Origin of the sequence: Flavobacterium artemisiae, assembly GCF_042678225.1 — a bacterium.
Taxonomy (GTDB): Bacteria; Bacteroidota; Bacteroidia; order Flavobacteriales; family Flavobacteriaceae; genus Flavobacterium; species Flavobacterium artemisiae.
The window spans coordinates 514,918-532,996 of the sequence record NZ_JBHUDZ010000018.1; the positions used below are offsets into that span (position 1 = coordinate 514,918).

The following is an 18,079-nucleotide window of genomic DNA, read 5'->3' on the forward strand; positions in this document are numbered from 1 at the left end:
TGATATTACTTTAAAAACAAATGACGTGCCAAAGCGTCTAAAAACAAAACAAACTACTGAATATCAAAACATTCAAAAAAAAATCAAATAATTTACCATTCAAAAAATTATCATTATGATAGGATGAGATGCTTATCATGATAAGAATTAATCTTTTTCAATGCTTAGTTAAACTTCGTCAGCCCTCCAAATGATAATTAAGTAAAATTCTAAATGAATTCTGTAAATCATCCTTACTTCAAAAAAACTATTTTTAGCGACAAAATCAATGAAAGAAATGAAAAGAAGAAGATGAAAGTATAAAACTGCTTTTAGTTATAAAAAGAGAATTACAGCTTTTCCCTAATTAAATATGTTTGAAGAAAACTTATGAATTTTATTTCTTTACTTTTACCAAAACTACAAGACCTCCAGATCTAATACCAAATGTTACTTAAAAACCCAAATTTGAATTTAACTGATACTACTTCCGATTACTACTTTCTTCAAAATGGAGGTAAAGCTGCAAAAATTATTCAACAAATTGACTGGAGTTTAAACCCACTGGGAAGTCCTGAAATGTGGCCGGAAAACCTTAAAAACACTCTTGCAACAATTCTTTCTTCAAAATTTCCTATGTTTTTATGGTGGGGAGATGATTTAATTCAATTCTATAATGATGCTTATCGTCCAAGTTTTGGCGCAGAGGGAAAACATCCCGCTGCTATGGGACAAAAAGCGGTAGACTGCTGGCAGGAAATTTGGGATTTTATATATCCGCTTATCAATAAGGTATTAAGTACGGGAGAAAGTATTTGGTATGATGATCTGCTGCTTCCTATTTACCGCAATGGAAAACTTGAAGATGTTTATTGGACTTTCAGTTACAGTCCGATCCGTGATGATCAGCGCATCATCAAAGGGGTTTTGGTGGTATGCACAGAAACCACTGAAAAAGTACTTTATAATCAAAAAATAAAAGAAAGCAAAGAAGAACTAGAATTTGCTGTTGATGCTGCAGAGTTTGGAACTTTTGATCTAAATCCAGTAACAAATCGTTTTTCTGCCAATAATAGATTAAAAAGCTGGTTTGGTCTCCAGGCAGATGATGATATAGATCTTGCCAATGCAACCAATGTTATTGCGCAAGCCGACAGAGAACGTATTACAAAAAGTATCAAAGATACTATGAATTTCGAATCGGGCGGCAGATACGATGTCGAATACACCATTATAAATCCGCTTACGAAACAACAGCGAATCGTTCATGCATTAGGAAAGGCTTGGTTTGATGAAAATAAAACCGCTTACCGTTTCAACGGTACTTTACAGGATATTACTGCCCATAGAAAAACTACAGAAGAACTTCTAAAATCACGTCAGCTTACCGATCTTACCATTAAAAGTATGGGATTGGGATTGTTTAATGTGGATTTTGCTGATAATAATATAGAATATTCTCCCGAATTCAGCACGTTGATTTCTGGTACTATCAAACACAACTTAAAAAGAAAAGACTTCTTAAAACACGTACATCCAGATGATTTACACCTCCGTTCTGAAGCCATTCAGAAAGGAATAGAAAACGGTACATTTTTTTATACGCCAAGAGTGGTATGGGATGACGGCAGTATACATAGAATTGCAATTTCGGCAGCGAGAATATTAGACAAACAAGGAAAAGCTACAGCTTTTTCAGGAACAGTTGCAGATATCAGCGAGCAGGAAAGAAATCGGGATGCTTTGATTCTTGCTGAATCCCGTATAGAACAAAACAAACGTGATGCAGATACTCTTTTTCAAAACGTAACCGACAGTTCTCCAACTGGTTTGTGGCTTTCTAACAAAGAAGGAACGCTGACTTATTTTAATAAAACGCTTATTGAATTTACAGGACTTCCGTATGAAGAACTTTTAGCAGGAAAATGGACTTCGTCTATTATAGAGGAAGACCGTAAAAACACCAAAGATGTTTATACCGCTGCAATTGCCAGAAAAGTTCATTTTGATGTACTTTTTCGCGGCAGAAAAAGTACAGGTGAAATAATATGGTGCAGAGCTGCAGGAGATCCATTTTATGACAGCGAAGGAAATTATGCAGGCTATGCAGGTTTCTGTATGGATATGGATGAAATTATCACCGGAAGAAAAGCACTTTCAGAAAGTCAGCAGAAAGTCAGCCTTATGATTGAGCAGTCCCCTGTGGCAATCTGTCTTTTTACTGGCTATGATATGAAAATAGAAATCGCCAATGATATAATGATCGGCTATTGGGGAAAAGACAGATCTGTAATTGGTCTTCCTATGGAAGAAGCCGTTCCAGAACTTAAAGGGCAGCCTTTTCTGAGCATTTTACAAGAAATCTATCGCACAGGAATCGCTTACCACGGCAATGCAATGCCCGCAGACTTAAAATTGAACGGCGTACTCAAAACGTACTATTTTGAGTTTACCTATACTCCTATCCGTGATATCAATGGTGAAATTTACGGTATTATGGACATTGCTGTAGATGTAACAGAACAAGTAATGGCAGCAAAAAAGCTAGAGGAAACAAGGACTGCGCTTGCGGGAGCTATTGAATTGGCGGAGCTTGCAACTTGGTCTCTTGACGCATCTAGTAACACGATCACTTGTTCTGACCGATTTAAACACTGGCTTGGAATTAATGATCATACTGCTCCTACTGATGAATTATTAGAACTAATAACGGAACCCAACAGACAGAAAGTTGAAGCATCACTGCAAGAAGCCCTTAAATCTAATTCTCCTTATTTTTACGATTACGAATTTCCTATTACCAATAAGTTAACCGGCCAAGTGCGAATTATTCATGCCAATGCGCAGATTATTTATGGTAAAGATGGTATCGTAGAAGCGTTGAGCGGTACGGCACAGGATGTTACAAAAGAACGTGAACTGCAGGAAGAACTAAAATTTAAAGTTAGAGAAAGTACCGCAGAACTTCAGGCGGCGAACGCAGAACTTGAGAGCAATAACCGCGAGCTTTCGCAGTTTGCTTATATCGCTTCACATGACCTTCAGGAACCCATTCGAAAAATCAGTGTGTTTACAGATATGCTGAAAAACAGTCTCGAAAAGAATCCAGAAAAGGCAAAATTGTATATTGAGAAAATATCAAATTCATCCAGAAGAATGGAAAATCTGATAAAAGATGTTTTACAATTTTCAAGGCTGAACAGCTTTTCTCAAAACTTCGAAAAAGTAGATCTTAATGCCGTAATTACAGATGTATTAAACGATTTTGAACTTACAATCGAACAGAAAAATGCCATCATTACAGTAGATCAATTTCCCGTTTTAGAGGCGATTCCGCTTCAGATGTCACAGCTTTTCGGAAATTTAATTTCGAATGCTTTAAAATACAGCTGTGCTGACAGAGCTCCACAAATTGAAGTAAAAAGTGAAATCATATCAGAATCGGAGAAAAAGGAATATGCAATTAATACGGAAGGGAACTTGCTGAAAATACAAGTTTCAGACAATGGTATTGGTTTTGAACAACAGTATTCTGAACAAATTTTTAATATTTTTCAGAGACTTCACGGTAATGATCAATTTGCAGGAACAGGAATTGGACTTGCTTTATGCCGAAAAATACTTCAAAATCATAACGGAACTATCTCTGCTTTTTCTACAGAAGGCGTCGGAACGGTGTTTACAATCATAATACCGCAAATGCAATAAAAAGAATAACGCGACCAAAAAATATTCGGTAAATAATGTATATTTACATTCATTTTTTAACCACATATGAAAATTGTTTTTTTGATAGATGATGATGCTGATGACCGCGAAATTTTTGCTGATTCATTGTCATCATTAGATTCTAGCATTATGTATCAAGAAGCCGTAAACGGACAAGATGCATTTGAAAAACTGCTGTCTGGCACATTCCCAAAGCCTGATTTAATTTTTCTGGATCTTAATATGCCTATCATGGACGGAAGAACATTTTTAAAAAAAATCAAAGAACATAAAGATTTTTCAGCAATTCCTGTTATTATTTATTCTACTTCATCCAGCGATCACGATAAACAATATGCTTCACAACATCAGGCGGCTATGTTTTTGACTAAACAATATTCAATAGCTTTGCTAACTCGCGATATAAAACAGGCAATCGAAAACTTTCTCGGAGTTTAAGTTTTTTTCATAAATATCTTTTTTTGCAGGTTTTACAATAGTAGCTTTTTCGATAAAGTATTGTATTGCTGTATCTTATTTTTTCCTTACAAATTATTATAAGTCATATTATTATAGTTTAACTTACTCTCTTCTACTACAGTTTTGCCATCGATTTCTAACGGAACATGGACAGATAAACATTGCCCAATAATTAAGTTTAATCAAGTGTTTTAATAATAAAATCAAACTTTTACAATTTACTATTTTTAATTAATCTAAATAAAGTTATATTTGCAACGTTTTAGCGCTTTAGTGTTAAAATAATATAATCGCCTTTAGAAATTATTGCAATGCTTTATTCTTTTACTGCTAAAATATCATCCTCAAAAAAACTAATCTTACTACTATTTTTATTTTTTGTGAAGCTGAGTTTTTCTCAAAACATTATAAAACCTGTCAAGATAACTCTAACAGATTCTGAAACGAATCTTCCTGTAAAAAGAGTTTTAATTACTGTAGAAAATGCTTTTCAGAAATATGAAGCGCAATCGGATGATTTTGGTGTTGCTCTTTTAAACATCACTATTAATGGAACTTATAAGATAAAAATAAACGAAAAAGCATATCAAAAAATTGAAAACCAAATAGCATTAATTGCGGGACAAACTATTTCTTTGGTGCTTATTCCTAAATCGATCGAATTAAACGAAGTTGTTATTACCGCCACTGAATCGCGAGGCATGACCAGCACTTCGATCATTGATAAAAAAGCGATGCAGCATTTACAGCCGTCAAGCTTTACAGATCTGTTGGAATTACTTCCTGGCGGACGTTCAAAAGATCCGGTTTTCAATTCTTCTAATTTTATTAAACTGAGAGAAACTGGAACTTCAGATTCTAATTATGATATTTCATCTCTAGGAACTGCTTTTGTAATTGACGGCGTTCCCATTAATACCGATGCTAACCTGCAGTATACTACAGGCTCCAGAATGAGTATTACTCCTGGTTCTGGATATGCTGATACGCGCAGAAATACAACCTCAAAAGGTGTCGATATGCGTGCTATTTCTACAGATCAGATTGAGAAAGTCGAAATCATCCGCGGAATTCCTTCTGTAGAATATGGTGATTTAACCAGCGGACTTATTAAAATTAAACGCAAAAGAGGCCGTACCAATTTGGAATCGCGTTTAAAAGCAGATGAATTCAGTAAACTGTATTATGTTGGTAAAGGTTTTGAATCGGATGAAAAACGTTTTGTGCTAAATGTTGGTTTTGATTATTTGGATGCCAAACCAGACCCGCGTAATAGTTTTGAAAATTATAAAAGAATTACAGCTTCTATAAGAACACAGAAAACATGGGAAAATGATACACACGAATTACAATGGGATTCTAGTTTAGATTATACGGGTTCTATTGACAATGAACGCGCCGATCCAGATGTTGGTTATGCAAAAATAGACCGTTTCAGTTCTGATTATAACCGATTTTCGACGGCAAATTCTTTCGATCTAAATTTTAAAAAAGACTCTTTTTTAAAGTCACTTCTTCTGTCAACATCAATTAGTCAGCAGATTGATAAGATTGAACAGACTAAATGGGTTCAAGTTTCGAGCGCAACGGCAATTCCTAACAATACAGAACAAGGAGAATCTGACGGTATTTTTTTAACGCCGCAATATATCTCAAACCTTACGGTTGACGGAAAACCTTTTGATGCTTATTTAAAAGCAATGGCAGATTTTGAAATGGGTTTATTTGGATTAAAACACAAATTAAAAGCAGGATCAGAATGGACGTATTCTAAAAACAACGGAAAAGGACAAGTTTATGACACCACACATCCGCCTTCGCCCGAAATGTCGACGCGACCGAGATCTTACAAAGACATTCCTGCAAGCACCGATATTTCTTTTTTTGCAGAAGATGCTTTTACAATTCCGTTAAAAAAACATCAATTGAATATCGCTGGCGGTATCAGGGCCATGTCGCTATTAAATGTTCCTTCGGATTATGCCGTTTCTGGCAAATACTATTTCGATCCTAGAATGAATGCCCAGTGGGTTTTTCCCTCTTTTAATATTGGCAATCATGCTTTTAAAGCAGCATTTACAGCCGGAATTGGGAAGTACACTAAATTCCCTACGCTTGCCCAGCTTTATCCTGATTTTATTTACAACGATTTGGTGCAGCTTAATTATTATCATGATAATCCAGCTTACAGAAGAATCAATTTAATGACGTATAAAACACTTCCGGTAAATTATGATTTAAAGCCTGCGGTTAATAAGAAATGGGAAATTCGTGCCGATTTTTCGTATGATAATAATCGTTTTTCGGTTACCTATTTCAACGAAAGATTAAATTCTGGATTTAGAAATGGCTCTAGATATCAGGCACTTTCTTATAAAAAATACGACAACAATTCGATTGATCCTTCTACTTTAACTGCACAGCCCAATCTTTCTGATATGACTTATGTTACGGAAACTTTATTAACATCTTACAGCATTACAAATAATGGAAGTTCTCTTCTAAAAGACGGAGTTGAATTTCAGTTTTCATCCAAACGTTTTTCCGGCATAAATACCCGATTTACATTAAATGGAGCTTGGTTTAAAACTACTTATACCAACAGCGCCCCAGTGTATAAAAGCGGACAGAAAGATATTATTATTGATGGAAAAAGAATGCCGTACATCGGACTTTATCAATTTGATGATGGTTCTCAAAGGCAACAGTTTAATACGAATGTAATTACCGATACTTATATTCCGTCGCTGGGTATGGAATTCTCTGGTTCGTTTCAGTTTTTGTGGTTTACCAGCAGTCAGTCCACCCCTATGAATGGAACGCCTGTTTCGTATATCAATCCTTCAGGCGAAGAAAATCCTTATCTCGAAAGCTATAAAACTGATCCTATTCTACAATGGCTCGATATTAAATACAACAATGCTTTATTTCAGAAAAAAACAGTTCCGATGTCGATGAATATGAACTTGAAAATCTCAAAAGATTTTTACAAGAGATTCCGAATTTCCATGTTCGTAAATCGTCTTTTCAGTTACTATCAGAACTACGAAATCAATGGTCAGAAAATAGAACGCAGGGGTTTGAATTCTCCTTATTTCGGAATGGAACTCAACTTGAATTTTTAACTTTTAATACTAAATAAATACCCAATTATGAAAATTAAATTACTTCCCATTTATTTAACAATAGCCGTTATGGCAATACTACAGTCGTGTTCTAAAGATGATGATAACGACGGCGTAAAACAAAGCGCTGTAACTTTATCGATAGTAAATCCAGACGATTTAAGCAGTGTTACATACGCTGACCTTTCGGTTTCTTTTAAAGAACTAAATACCGGAAAAGTAACGCAGAACAGTTCTTTTACAGGAAATAATCTTTCGATTACACTTCCAGAAGGTTCATATGAAGTTTCTATTGATGGAAAAATCAAATATTCGGCAGATGGAAGTGCTGCAGAAGCTTCTGTAAGCGGTTATAAAGAATCGGTTGTTATTACAGGTTCTAATGCTTCTGTTTCGTTAAATGTTTTCTTAAAAACGACTCAATCTGATTTCGTTATTGAAGAAGTATTTTTTACCGGAACCAGAACGGCTGAAGGGAAACAATATTTAGGCGATAAATATTTTAGAATTTACAACAACACCGATAAAGTGTTATATGCAGACGGATTGATAATTGCACAGTCTGAGTTTATGACAACAGACAAACAGGATTATACGCCAAACATTATGGCTCAGGCTTTTGCTGCAGCAGCAGTTGCGGTTGTTCCTGGTACTGGTACAACATACCCAATTGCGCCTGGTGAATATTTTATTATTGCTGAAGATGCTATCAATCATAAAGAATACAATCCGAATTCGATGGATATGAGAACGGCTAAATTTGAATTCTACACAGAAGATACTGATGATGTTGATAATCCAGCGGTTCCAAACATGGAAAATTTATTTTCATCTATGGTAATTCATAACAGAGGTTTTAGAAGTTTTGTAATCGCTCGTATGCCTTCAACTGTAACAAAAACAGCGTATTTGACTGATTACACGTATGATTATGAGTACAACTTAGTATTTGGCGGCGAAAGTTATCCGATGGGTGAAAGTGTGTATAAAATTCCAAATACATGGATTATCGATGCAGTTAATTTAAGTGTAGAATCAGAATTTCAATGGATTGTAACGGCTCCGGTTTTAGACATGGGATGGACTTACTGTGGAAAAGTAGATTCTGATGCGACTCGCTACGGAAAAAGTGTACGTCGTAAAACGCTGTCTACGGCTTCAAACGGTAAAAAAATATTAAAAGACACTAATAATTCAACCCTAGATTTTACGCCTGAAGCGAAACCATCTTTAATGAATTAATAATCTAATCATGAGCTTTCGTTCCCTATTTCTATTTTTTGTTTTCAGTTCAAGCATTTTGCATGCGCAGGACAGTACTTCGGTATTAATTCGCATTCATGAAAATTTGTCCCCTGCTGTTCATTTTTCAAATGCTTATTTTGTCAATCCTGCCAATACGCCTTTTTCCCGCCAATATTCTTTATCCGAATTAAGTACGGGATATCAAACAACTTCAGAACAGACTTCTATACAGCAGTTAGGAAATAGAATGAACCAGTTTCTGGTTAATGTGCAGTCGTTTTATAAAATTAATTCTGAAAATACTGTTTTTGGAAAAGCGTATTACAAAAACGGAAAACGTAAAAATGTGCATTGGAACGAAAGCTCAGATTATCAAATGATTTATCCTTATGTAACGGCCGATTCTATAGGCGGTACTATTTCTTTTGAAGAATATGCTTTTAAGGGCGGTTATGCTAAATCATTTTCGAAAACTACTTTTGGAATCGCAGCTGATTATCGCGCTTTACTCGAATATCGCGACGTTGATCCCAGACCCAAAAATACAGTTTCTGACTTGAAAGTTCAGGTTGGAATCGCTCAAAATATTGGCAGTCATTATGTTGTTGGAACTTCTTTTGAAATTCAAAAATACACGCAGTCAAATGCTCTAAAATTCTTCAGCGAATTGGGCGCTCCCGCCATTTATCATATGACCGGAATGGGCGTTTACAACAATCTTCTTACAGGAAATAAAATGAGTTCATTTTATGACGGAAGAGGATATGGTGCTAATTTACAGTTGTTTCCAAAGTATCAAAATGGTTTTATTTTATCAATAGGATATCACCATTTTGATTACGAAAAAATAATGACAGAATTTCAAAACCTCATCGCTTCTTCCCTATTAGAAAAACGATTTGACGGCGAACTTGCCTATTTAAACAAATCTGAGAAACGCATTTGGGGAACCAAAATTCAGGCATTTTATACGGACAGAATTGGTACAGAAAATATATTTGATAATAAATCGACCACTTCCTACATCAAAATATCGGATGCTGATAAATATTCGAATCAGGTTACTTCTATTGCCTTTTCAGGAATGTATTATATTCCTGATCCAGAATTATCTTGGTCGGTTTCGCCTGTTTTTAATTTAAAAAATACCGTTGAAAAATATATCGATCCGTTACGAAAAATGGACATTACGCAGGCCATTGGGAGATTGGATTTTACGGCTTCAAAACTTTTGTCAAAATCCTTAATCAGCATTTTGGCATCTTTTGAATACAACAAGGCTTTAAATTCAAAAATGAGCCTTCAAGATCGTAAAACCAATTCTACTTTTGCTATGCTCGATTCAAATTTTGCTTATTTATCTTCAGATTATGCCAAAATTAATCTTGGCGCAAGATGGGATTTTAAATATGATTCCGATCTTAATTTTTACGTGAAAACTAACCTGAATTATTACAATTTTTCAACAGATAAAAACAATACCGATTTTCAAATGTCGGTTGGTATGACATTTTAATCTGTATTACAATTTCTTATTGCTTTCTAAATGAAATCCCTAGTTTTAAAAACGTTTTTTTTCAGTCTTTTTATTGGTCTTATTTATTCACTTTTGAGTTTTAGTGCTGCATTTTGCGAAAAAATAACCCATTCTAATTTGCGAGAACTTTACAGTAAACCTATAAAAGAATGGCCTAAACCCACTATTGATGAAGGCGTAGCTTGGCAGGAATTTGAATCGCTCGCTGTCGATACTAGTTACTACGATACGATGAATGACCCGAAAGTAATTTTAGGACAAATGCTTTTTTTTTGATCCTAAACTTTCTGGTTCTAATCAGGTTTCGTGCAGCAGCTGTCACGATCCTGAATTGGCTTGGGGCGACGGAAGAGAAGTTTCTTTGGGAAATGATCATTTGCAAGGAAAAAGAAATACCCCTTCGTTATACAATATTGGTTCGCGAAAATCTTTCTTTTGGGACGGGCGCGCCTTAACGTTAGAAGAACAGGCAAAAGCTCCGATTTCTGCGCATCATGAAATGAATATGGAATTGAAAAATCTTTCCAAAAAATTGAAAAAGATTAAAGGTTATGCCGAATTATTTCAAAATGCCTACGGAACGCCTGAGATTACGTATGACAAAATCCTGCATTCGCTAGCCGATTTTCAAAAAACAATCCGCAGTAAAAGAAGTCGGTTTGATGCTTTTATTGATGGAGATTACTCGCAGTTGACCGATATGGAAATTGAAGGTATGCATCTTTTCCGCACCAAAGCACGTTGTATGAACTGCCATTCTGGGAAATATTTTACAGATGAATCGTTTCATAATATCGGACTTACGTATTACAAAAGAGAATATGAAGATTTGGGACTTTATGTTATTACAAAAAAAGCCGCAGATGTGGGAAGATTTAGAACGCCGTCTCTCCGCGATGTCATGCACACAGGCCCTTGGATGCACAATGGTTTATTCGACAATATGACGGGAATTATCAATATGTACAACAGTGGCATGCACATGATTGATCCTGATGAAAACGAAAAAGCAGCAGATCCATTATTTCCTCAGACCGATGTCTTGATGAAAAAATTAAATCTTAATGATGAAGAAATTAATTCTTTAGTCGCTTTCATTAAAACATTATCGGGAAGACAATATAAAATGGATCGACCTAAGATTTTAAGGTAAGTTTTAACTAATTTAAATACCAGATCTTAAAATGCGTTTTCTTCTCTTGCCAATAACTCTATTTTAGCTGTAATGATGGAGAGTTGGTCTTCAATCAAGATTTTACCGTCTCTCCATTCTTTTTGAATAGAATCTAAAGTAACCCTAAAAATAAAAACTCCAGTAAAAACATAATCTGCCGAATCTTCTCCAACACGAGGCGGAATTCTTTTTAATGCTTCTCTCAAAGAAATAGTAAGAGTCGTTTTATTGTCAATAATGACGACTCCTCTATTATCTCTTCCTTTTTCAAATTGGTGTCCTCGGCTTTCAAGAAGTTTTATCAGCGTGTCCATAAATAGCAGCGCCCGAGGCATATTTTCTCTGGAAACATTCAAAAAAAGAACTTCATCTGCGTTTGTTATTGCATTTTGACTGATTGCATTTTGATTCCAGAAATCTTTCGTTTTGCTGATTATTTCTTTGGGATTAACAAGCTCTTCAGGAACTTTTGCTAAAGATGTATTGTCCTTTTTGATTGCCTCTGATAAACTGAGAAGAGTAGAAAATTTTGTAGTGCTTCGTAGTTTTATTTCATATTTTTTGGTTGGAACTGCTATTGATTGTAATCCTCTGTAATCATTAGATAAAGGTCGTTTTTGTTCTTTATCATATTTAAATTTCAGCCAATAAGTACTTTTTGGAACTGGAATTTCCATTTTTATGCAAGCATTTTTTATTCCCAATCTGGTAACATCATAATGTTTTTGGATTACACTTATAGGAAACTTCCAAACCAATTCATAAAGTTCTAAGCGCGTAAAATTAACTTTTTCCATAAAAAAGTACTGCAGGTTAAAATAAAACACTCAAACTCGGTTCATTAATCCGAATCTGAGTGTTTATAAAAAATAACTATCTATTGCACACCGCCGCCAAGTGCACGATATAATTCTGTTGCGGCATTTAATTTTTCTAATTTTATAGCAATAAGATCTAAATCATTTTGAAGAGCGCTGTTTTGCGCCACTATAACGTCTAGATAAGTTGCCATACCGCTTTTGTACAAAAGATTAGCATCGGCAGTTGCTTTTTCTAAAGATGTTGCTTTCTCTGCTGCAGTTTCCATACGTTCGTCTGCATATTTCAATTTTGACATGGCACCTGAAACCTCAGCAACCGCAGTAATAAAAGACTGCTTAAACTGAATCACTGATTTTTCCTGCTCAATTACCGCAATTTGATAGGCTGTACGAAGCGTACGTTTCTTAAAAATTGGCTGTACCAGATTGGCTGCAATTGTTTTTGTTATTGATCCTGGAAAATTAAACCAATTATCAAACTCAAACGAATTGGCTCCAATTGACGGATTTATACTTAATGTCGGGTACATTTCTGCTTTTGCAAGTCCCGTTTTGGCTGTGGCCGACATTACCGCATATTCTGCACTTTTAACGTCTGGTCTTCGGCTTAAAAGTAACGCAGGCACTCCAGAAGGTAAATCGACATCCAATTCGGCTGCGTTTAGATTTCCGGCACGAATTACAGCTTCAGGATATTCTCCGCACAAAATCATAAGAGTGTTTTCCTGTACTGCTATATTCGCTTTTGCCTGCGGTACCAGAAGCTCCGCAGTTTTCTTCTGAGCTTCTGTCTGATTTAAAGCCAACGAACTAATTAATCCTGATTTGAACTGAAGCTGCATCATACTTAAAGTATTAGTGCTTAATTCAATATTTTTTTCTGCAATTTTAAGCTGTTCGTCTAATCCTAAAAGACTAAAATACGATTGCGCAACCTGAACAATTATTCTGGTTTTAAGAGCTGAAAGATTTTCTTTTTGAGCAAAATACGATGCTTTTGCATCACGCTTCTGCATTGCTGCTTTTCCCCAAATATCAGCTTCCCAAGACAAGTTTAATGTTGCATTGTAATCGTCTATATAATCTTTATTTGTAAACTGAGAACTTAAAGAACCATTTAAAGAGTTTTTTGACTGATAGCTGCGACTGGCTCCTGCATTAAAATCTAGTGTCGGCGTAATAGCCCATTTTGACTGTTTGTAGCTCAAATCCAATTGTTCCATAGTTTTTATGGCAGTAAGCACCTCGTTATTCTTAACGAGGGCTTTTTCTATCAATTGAACTAATAACGGATCTTTATAATACGTTCTCCAAGGAAGCAGCACTGTATCGCCGGTTACAACAGCTTCTTCTCTGTATTTTTCAGGCGTTTTTAAATCTGTTCTTGCATATTTCTTTCCAACAACACAAGATGTAAGCATCAGAATACTGCTTAAAGAAATGATGATATGATATTTTATTTTCATTATTATTCCTTAATGGTTTGAACTATATTTTTTTTGCCTGATATTTTTTCCTGTAAGTATTGAAACAGAATAAAAAGCAGCGGAATTACAAAAACTCCTAATACGACGCCGCTCAACATTCCGATTGCCGCGCTGACACTAATGGATTTATTTCCGACAGCTGTACCGCCGTGTGCAAACATTAACGGAATCATACCCACAATAAAAGCAAGTGATGTCATGATAATTGGACGTAATCTTGATCTGGCGCCTTCTATAGCTGCTTCGGCAATTGAAAGTCCAGAGAGTCTTCGCTGCAAAGCAAATTCAACGATAAGAATGGCATTTTTGGCCAGCAAACCAACAAGCATGATTAAACCAATCTGAACGTAAACATTATTATCCAATCCAACTGATTTTATTCCTGCGAAAGCTCCTAAAACTCCTGTCGGAATTGAAAGTAATACCGCCAGCGGCAATAAATAACTTTCATATTGTGCGGCCAATAAGAAGAATACGAATAGTAAACACAACCCGAAAATGGCAACCGTTTGATTTCCTCCCGCTTTTTCTTCTAAACTCAATCCTGTCCATTCATAACTGTAATCTGACGGAAGTTTGTCTAATACTTTTTCAAGATTGGCCATTACTTCTCCATTACTAAATCCTGGCAATGCTACTGCTGTAATATTCACAGAATTGTAAAGATTGTATCGGTTTACAGATTCTGGTCCATATACTTTTCTAAACTTTACCATCGATTTTACAGGAACCATTTCATTTTTATCATTTCGAACAAAAATTTCATTAAAAGCATCTTGGTCTGTTCTAAAGATTCCGTCTGCTTTTACATTCACTCTGTAAAATTTACCAAATCGTGTAAAATCTGCCGATTGATCTCCCGCAAAATACGTTTGAATGTTGTTTAATAATTCACGTACATTCACTCCCATTTGTCTCGCTTTATCTTCGTCAACCTCCAATTCTAACTGTGGATAATCGGCTCTAAAAGTCGTATACGCATATTGTACACCTGGTTGCTGCATAATCTGTCCGATTACTTTATCGGTCATCGCCTTTAATACTGCTGGATCTCGGGCTGTTCTGTCCTGAAGTACAATTTCTGCACCACTTGTTACTCCAAAACCTTCTACCGGAGGCATTCTAAGTGCCATAATAGAACCTTCTTTTATCGTTGAAAGTCTACCGCTGATTTCACCCAAAACGGCATCAATATCCTGAATTTCTCCTCTGTCTTTTTTAGGTTTTAGTTTTACGAAACCTAATCCGTAAGCAGAACTTGCACTGTTACTAAGAATATTAAAACCGGTAATACTGGTGTGCGTTTCAACAGCTTCTAATGTCGATAACTGTTTTTCAATTTTCTTAACTACTTCTGTTGTTCTGTCAAGCGCAGTTCCCGGAGGCATTGATAAACTGTAAAGAATAAAACCGTCATCTTCCATTGGCACAAAACTTTTTGGAGTCGACATCATAAAAAATGCTGCGATTGCGGTAATAATGGCAACTAATCCTACCGAAAGCCATTTTCTGTTAATCAAAAAACGAACACCTCTAATGTATCTATCTGTCAGGTTATTAAAACTGGTGTTGAAACCTGTAAAAAAACGTTCTTTAAATCCTGAATGATGTTCTTTTCCGTCATGTCCGCTGTGATTGTTCTTCAATAATAAAGCACATAAAGCAGGAGTTAACGTTAAGGCATTAACTGCAGAAATGATGATCGCTATCGCAAGTGTGTAAGCAAATTGTTTGTAGAAAATTCCAGAAGATCCTGTCATGAATCCGATTGGAATAAACACGGCTGACATTACCAAAGTAATCGAAACAACAGCTCCAGTAATATCAGACATTGCGCTGTGTGTTGCCTCTTTTGGCGTAAGCCTTTCGTCATCTTCCATTTTACTATGAACGGCTTCGACGACAACAATTGCATCATCGACAACAATTCCGATTGCTAGTACGAGCGCAAACAGCGTTAAAATATTAATTGTAAATCCTAAAACGAGCAGGAAGAAAAATGTTCCAACAATAGCAACCGGCACGGCGATCGCAGGAATAATAGTCGAACGGAAATCCTGAAGAAATATAAAAACTACAATAAATACCAATATAAAAGCTTCAAACAATGTCGATTTTACCTGTCCTGTCGCTTCATCCAGTTTATCTTTTGTGCTTAAAATTTTAACGTACTTTATTCCTGGAGGAAATGATTTTGATAATCTTTCTACTTCTTTGTTGATTCCAATTTCGATATCATTGGCATTTGAACCCGAAGTCTGCAGAATAGCCATTGTCACGGCATTCTTTCCATTCGATTTGTTATCACCGCTATAGGCAATTGATCCAAATTCAATTCTGGCAACGTCTTTTAATCTTAGCAGATTATTGCCATTATTTTTGATTACAATATTCTCATATTGCTCTGGTTTGTTTTTCTTTCCTTTATAACGAATTACATATTCTAAAGCCGCTCTAGACTCTTCACCCAATTTCCCTGGAGCCGATTCTAAACTTTGATCTGCAATAGCCTGCGTAATATCTGACGGAACAAGTCCTGCATTGGCCATTTTTATTGGATCAAGCCAGACACGCATCGAATAATCTTTTTGTCCAAAAATCTGAACCTGCCCTACTCCAGGAACACGTTTCATTTGCGGCACCAAATTTATATTCGCATAGTTTTGAAGAAAAAGCTCGTCGTATTTGTTATTATCATCTGTATAAAGATTGAAGATAACAATCATACTATTTTGCTGTTTAGAGGTGGTAAGTCCCATTCTAACAACTTCCTGAGGCAGTTTTGGAGTAGCCTGTTGTACCCTGTTCTGCACATTTACGGCAGCTTGATCGGGATCTATTCCTTGCTTAAAAATTACGCTGATAGAAAATGAACCATCGTTACTTGCAGTAGATTTTATGTACTGCATATTTTCTACTCCATTAATTTGTTCTTCTAAAGGCGTTACTACCGAACGAATTACGGTTTCACTATTACCGCCGGGATAAGAACCGCTCACCATAACGGTTGGCGGTGAAATATCCGGAAATCTGGTTACCGATAGTCTGGTAAGGCCGATAATCCCTAATATTACCAAGACTATAGATATAACTGTGGCCAATACCGGCCTGTCTATAATTTTCTTTAACATAAAAAATGTTATTTACTTTTTTGATACAAAAATTAATTTTTACTAATCGCTTTAGATGGTTCTTTAGGAACGACTTCCATACTGTCGTTAAGAACATCAATAGAATTTAAAGCGATTTTGTCTCCTTGTTTTAGGCCGCTTTTGACAAAGTAGTTTTCTCCGGCACTTCCTCCAATTTCGATTGGAACCATGGCTACTTTATTGCCTTCTTTTAATACAAAAACAAAAAACTTGTCTTGGATATCTTTTACGCTTGCCATTGGAACTGAAATTACATCTGATAAGCTATTGTTGAGTACAATTCTAGCAGAACCTCCCGAACGTAATATTTTCTTTGGATTGGGAAAAACAGCTTTTAAAGCAATTGTTCCGGTTGTTCTGTCAATGTTTCCGCTGGCAATTTCTAAGTTTCCTTTAAGTTCATAAACACTGTCGTCTGCCATAATAAGGCTAACCGTTTTCTTAGACTTGGTGTCTTTGATGAAAGACAGGTAATCGGCTTCGCTAAGTGAAAAGTATACAAATACGGTATTAATTTCCGAAAGAACCGTTAATGGAACCGCGTCTGAAGGCGTAACAAGATTTCCTACACGATTCGGAATTCTGCTGATATAACCGCTTACCGGCGCTTTGATTAATGAAAAATCGGCATTTATTTGAGATGATCCTAAAGCTGCTTTTGCCTGAGCCACTTGAGCCTGAGCCGCTTCGTAATTAGCCTGTGCTGTTTTTAACTGCATATCAGAATATACATTTCCTTCAACAAGAGGTTTTATTTTTTCAACTTCAAGTTTTGCATTTGCTAAATTGGCCAAAGCACTTTTGTATGAAGCGCGGCTGTTGTTTACCTGCTCTGCAAAAACATCTCCTTTGATTTTAAAAAGGGATTGTCCTTTAGAAACATAATCACCTTCTTTTACATAAATTGCTTCCAGATAACCAGATACCTGAGCTTTTATATCAACATTTACGGTACCTTCAATAATTCCTGGATATTTTTTTTCTACTTCACCTGAAATAGACTGCGCCTGAAAAAAATCGACTTCTGGTTTTGGAGCTCCATATGCTTCTGCTCCAGGATCTTTTTTGCCGCATGAAAAAAGAAGCCCAAAGATTACTAAAATAACCAGCTGTTTCAGTGGTGTATAATTTTGATAAAATTGTTTTGCCATTTTTATTATATTAAATAAATAGATAGAATTTGACGGCAAAATAACAGCGAAAACAAGCGCTCGGATGCTGAAAAATTACCCAAGCGTATTTATTCGCGACTGAAACGAAGTTTTTAACAACTCAATTTTATGGCAGTTTTTTTATGGAAAATATCAGGGATATTTTAGTAAATGAGAGTTGTTGGAAAAGGCAGAATGGTAAAAACAAAAATTAGAGGAA

9 protein-coding genes and 1 pseudogene are annotated in these 18,079 nt (G+C 35.7%); 6 read left to right on the plus strand and 4 right to left on the minus strand.

Going from position 1 to position 18,079, the window contains the following annotated elements:
• Positions 1 to 426: 426 nt before the first annotated feature.
• The 6 genes and pseudogenes from ACFSC2_RS22115 to ACFSC2_RS22140 all read left to right on the plus strand — a co-directional run bounded on the left by ACFSC2_RS22115 (position 427) and on the right by ACFSC2_RS22140 (position 11,227).
• Positions 427 to 3,687 (plus strand): PAS domain S-box protein, encoded by a 3,261-nt coding sequence (locus ACFSC2_RS22115; RefSeq protein ID WP_379818712.1) that lies wholly within the window; start codon positions 427 to 429, stop codon positions 3,685 to 3,687.
• Positions 3,688 to 3,753: 66 nt separating this feature from the next.
• On the plus strand, positions 3,754 to 4,146 hold the full coding sequence (locus ACFSC2_RS22120) for a response regulator (protein ID WP_379813272.1): 393 nt from the start codon (positions 3,754 to 3,756) through the stop codon (positions 4,144 to 4,146).
• 332 nt (positions 4,147 to 4,478) lie between these two features.
• Positions 4,479 to 7,292, plus strand: a complete 2,814-nt coding sequence (locus ACFSC2_RS22125; RefSeq protein WP_379813273.1) for a TonB-dependent receptor plug domain-containing protein — start codon at positions 4,479 to 4,481, stop codon at positions 7,290 to 7,292.
• Between the two features lie 27 nt (positions 7,293 to 7,319).
• A complete protein-coding gene (locus tag ACFSC2_RS22130; RefSeq protein WP_379813274.1) occupies positions 7,320 to 8,534 on the plus strand; it encodes a DUF4876 domain-containing protein in 1,215 nt (404 codons plus the stop codon).
• 10 nt (positions 8,535 to 8,544) lie between these two features.
• On the plus strand, positions 8,545 to 10,053 hold the full coding sequence (locus tag ACFSC2_RS22135; RefSeq protein WP_379813275.1) for a DUF6850 family outer membrane beta-barrel protein: 1,509 nt from the start codon (positions 8,545 to 8,547) through the stop codon (positions 10,051 to 10,053).
• Between the two features lie 30 nt (positions 10,054 to 10,083).
• Positions 10,084 to 11,227 (plus strand): annotated as a pseudogene (locus tag ACFSC2_RS22140) (cytochrome-c peroxidase).
• A 26-nt stretch (positions 11,228 to 11,253) separates the two neighbouring features.
• On the opposite strand, the gene ACFSC2_RS22145 reads toward ACFSC2_RS22140, so the two are convergent.
• The 4 genes from ACFSC2_RS22145 to ACFSC2_RS22160 form a co-directional block, all read right to left on the minus strand.
• On the minus strand, positions 11,254 to 12,045 hold the full coding sequence (locus tag ACFSC2_RS22145) for a hypothetical protein (protein ID WP_379813276.1): 792 nt from the start codon (positions 12,043 to 12,045) through the stop codon (positions 11,254 to 11,256).
• A gap of 80 nt (positions 12,046 to 12,125) precedes the next feature.
• Entirely contained in the window at positions 12,126 to 13,535 is a 1,410-nt protein-coding gene (locus ACFSC2_RS22150; protein ID WP_379813277.1) for an efflux transporter outer membrane subunit, read from the minus strand.
• A 2-nt stretch (positions 13,536 to 13,537) separates the two neighbouring features.
• The gene (locus tag ACFSC2_RS22155) at positions 13,538 to 16,687 is read right to left on the minus strand and encodes an efflux RND transporter permease subunit (protein ID WP_379813278.1); all 3,150 of its coding nucleotides are present in this window, start codon (positions 16,685 to 16,687) and stop codon (positions 13,538 to 13,540) included.
• A 32-nt stretch (positions 16,688 to 16,719) separates the two neighbouring features.
• Complete coding sequence (locus ACFSC2_RS22160; RefSeq protein ID WP_379813279.1) at positions 16,720 to 17,859, minus strand: efflux RND transporter periplasmic adaptor subunit; 1,140 nt, start codon at positions 17,857 to 17,859, stop codon at positions 16,720 to 16,722.
• Positions 17,860 to 18,079 lie beyond the last annotated feature (220 nt).

Excerpts from the sequence above, each read along its gene's own strand:
- ACFSC2_RS22115 (WP_379818712.1), top strand. The coding sequence starts at position 427 with ATGTTACTTAAAAACCCAAATTTGAATTTAACTGATACTACTTCCGAT.
- ACFSC2_RS22120 (WP_379813272.1), top strand. The coding sequence starts at position 3,754 with ATGAAAATTGTTTTTTTGATAGATGATGATGCTGATGACCGCGAAATT.
- ACFSC2_RS22125 (WP_379813273.1), top strand. The coding sequence starts at position 4,479 with ATGCTTTATTCTTTTACTGCTAAAATATCATCCTCAAAAAAACTAATC.
- ACFSC2_RS22130 (WP_379813274.1), top strand. The coding sequence starts at position 7,320 with ATGAAAATTAAATTACTTCCCATTTATTTAACAATAGCCGTTATGGCA.
- ACFSC2_RS22135 (WP_379813275.1), top strand. The coding sequence starts at position 8,545 with ATGAGCTTTCGTTCCCTATTTCTATTTTTTGTTTTCAGTTCAAGCATT.
- ACFSC2_RS22145 (WP_379813276.1), bottom strand. The coding sequence starts at position 12,045 with ATGGAAAAAGTTAATTTTACGCGCTTAGAACTTTATGAATTGGTTTGG.
- ACFSC2_RS22150 (WP_379813277.1), bottom strand. The coding sequence starts at position 13,535 with ATGAAAATAAAATATCATATCATCATTTCTTTAAGCAGTATTCTGATG.
- ACFSC2_RS22155 (WP_379813278.1), bottom strand. The coding sequence starts at position 16,687 with ATGTTAAAGAAAATTATAGACAGGCCGGTATTGGCCACAGTTATATCT.
- ACFSC2_RS22160 (WP_379813279.1), bottom strand. The coding sequence starts at position 17,859 with ATGGCAAAACAATTTTATCAAAATTATACACCACTGAAACAGCTGGTT.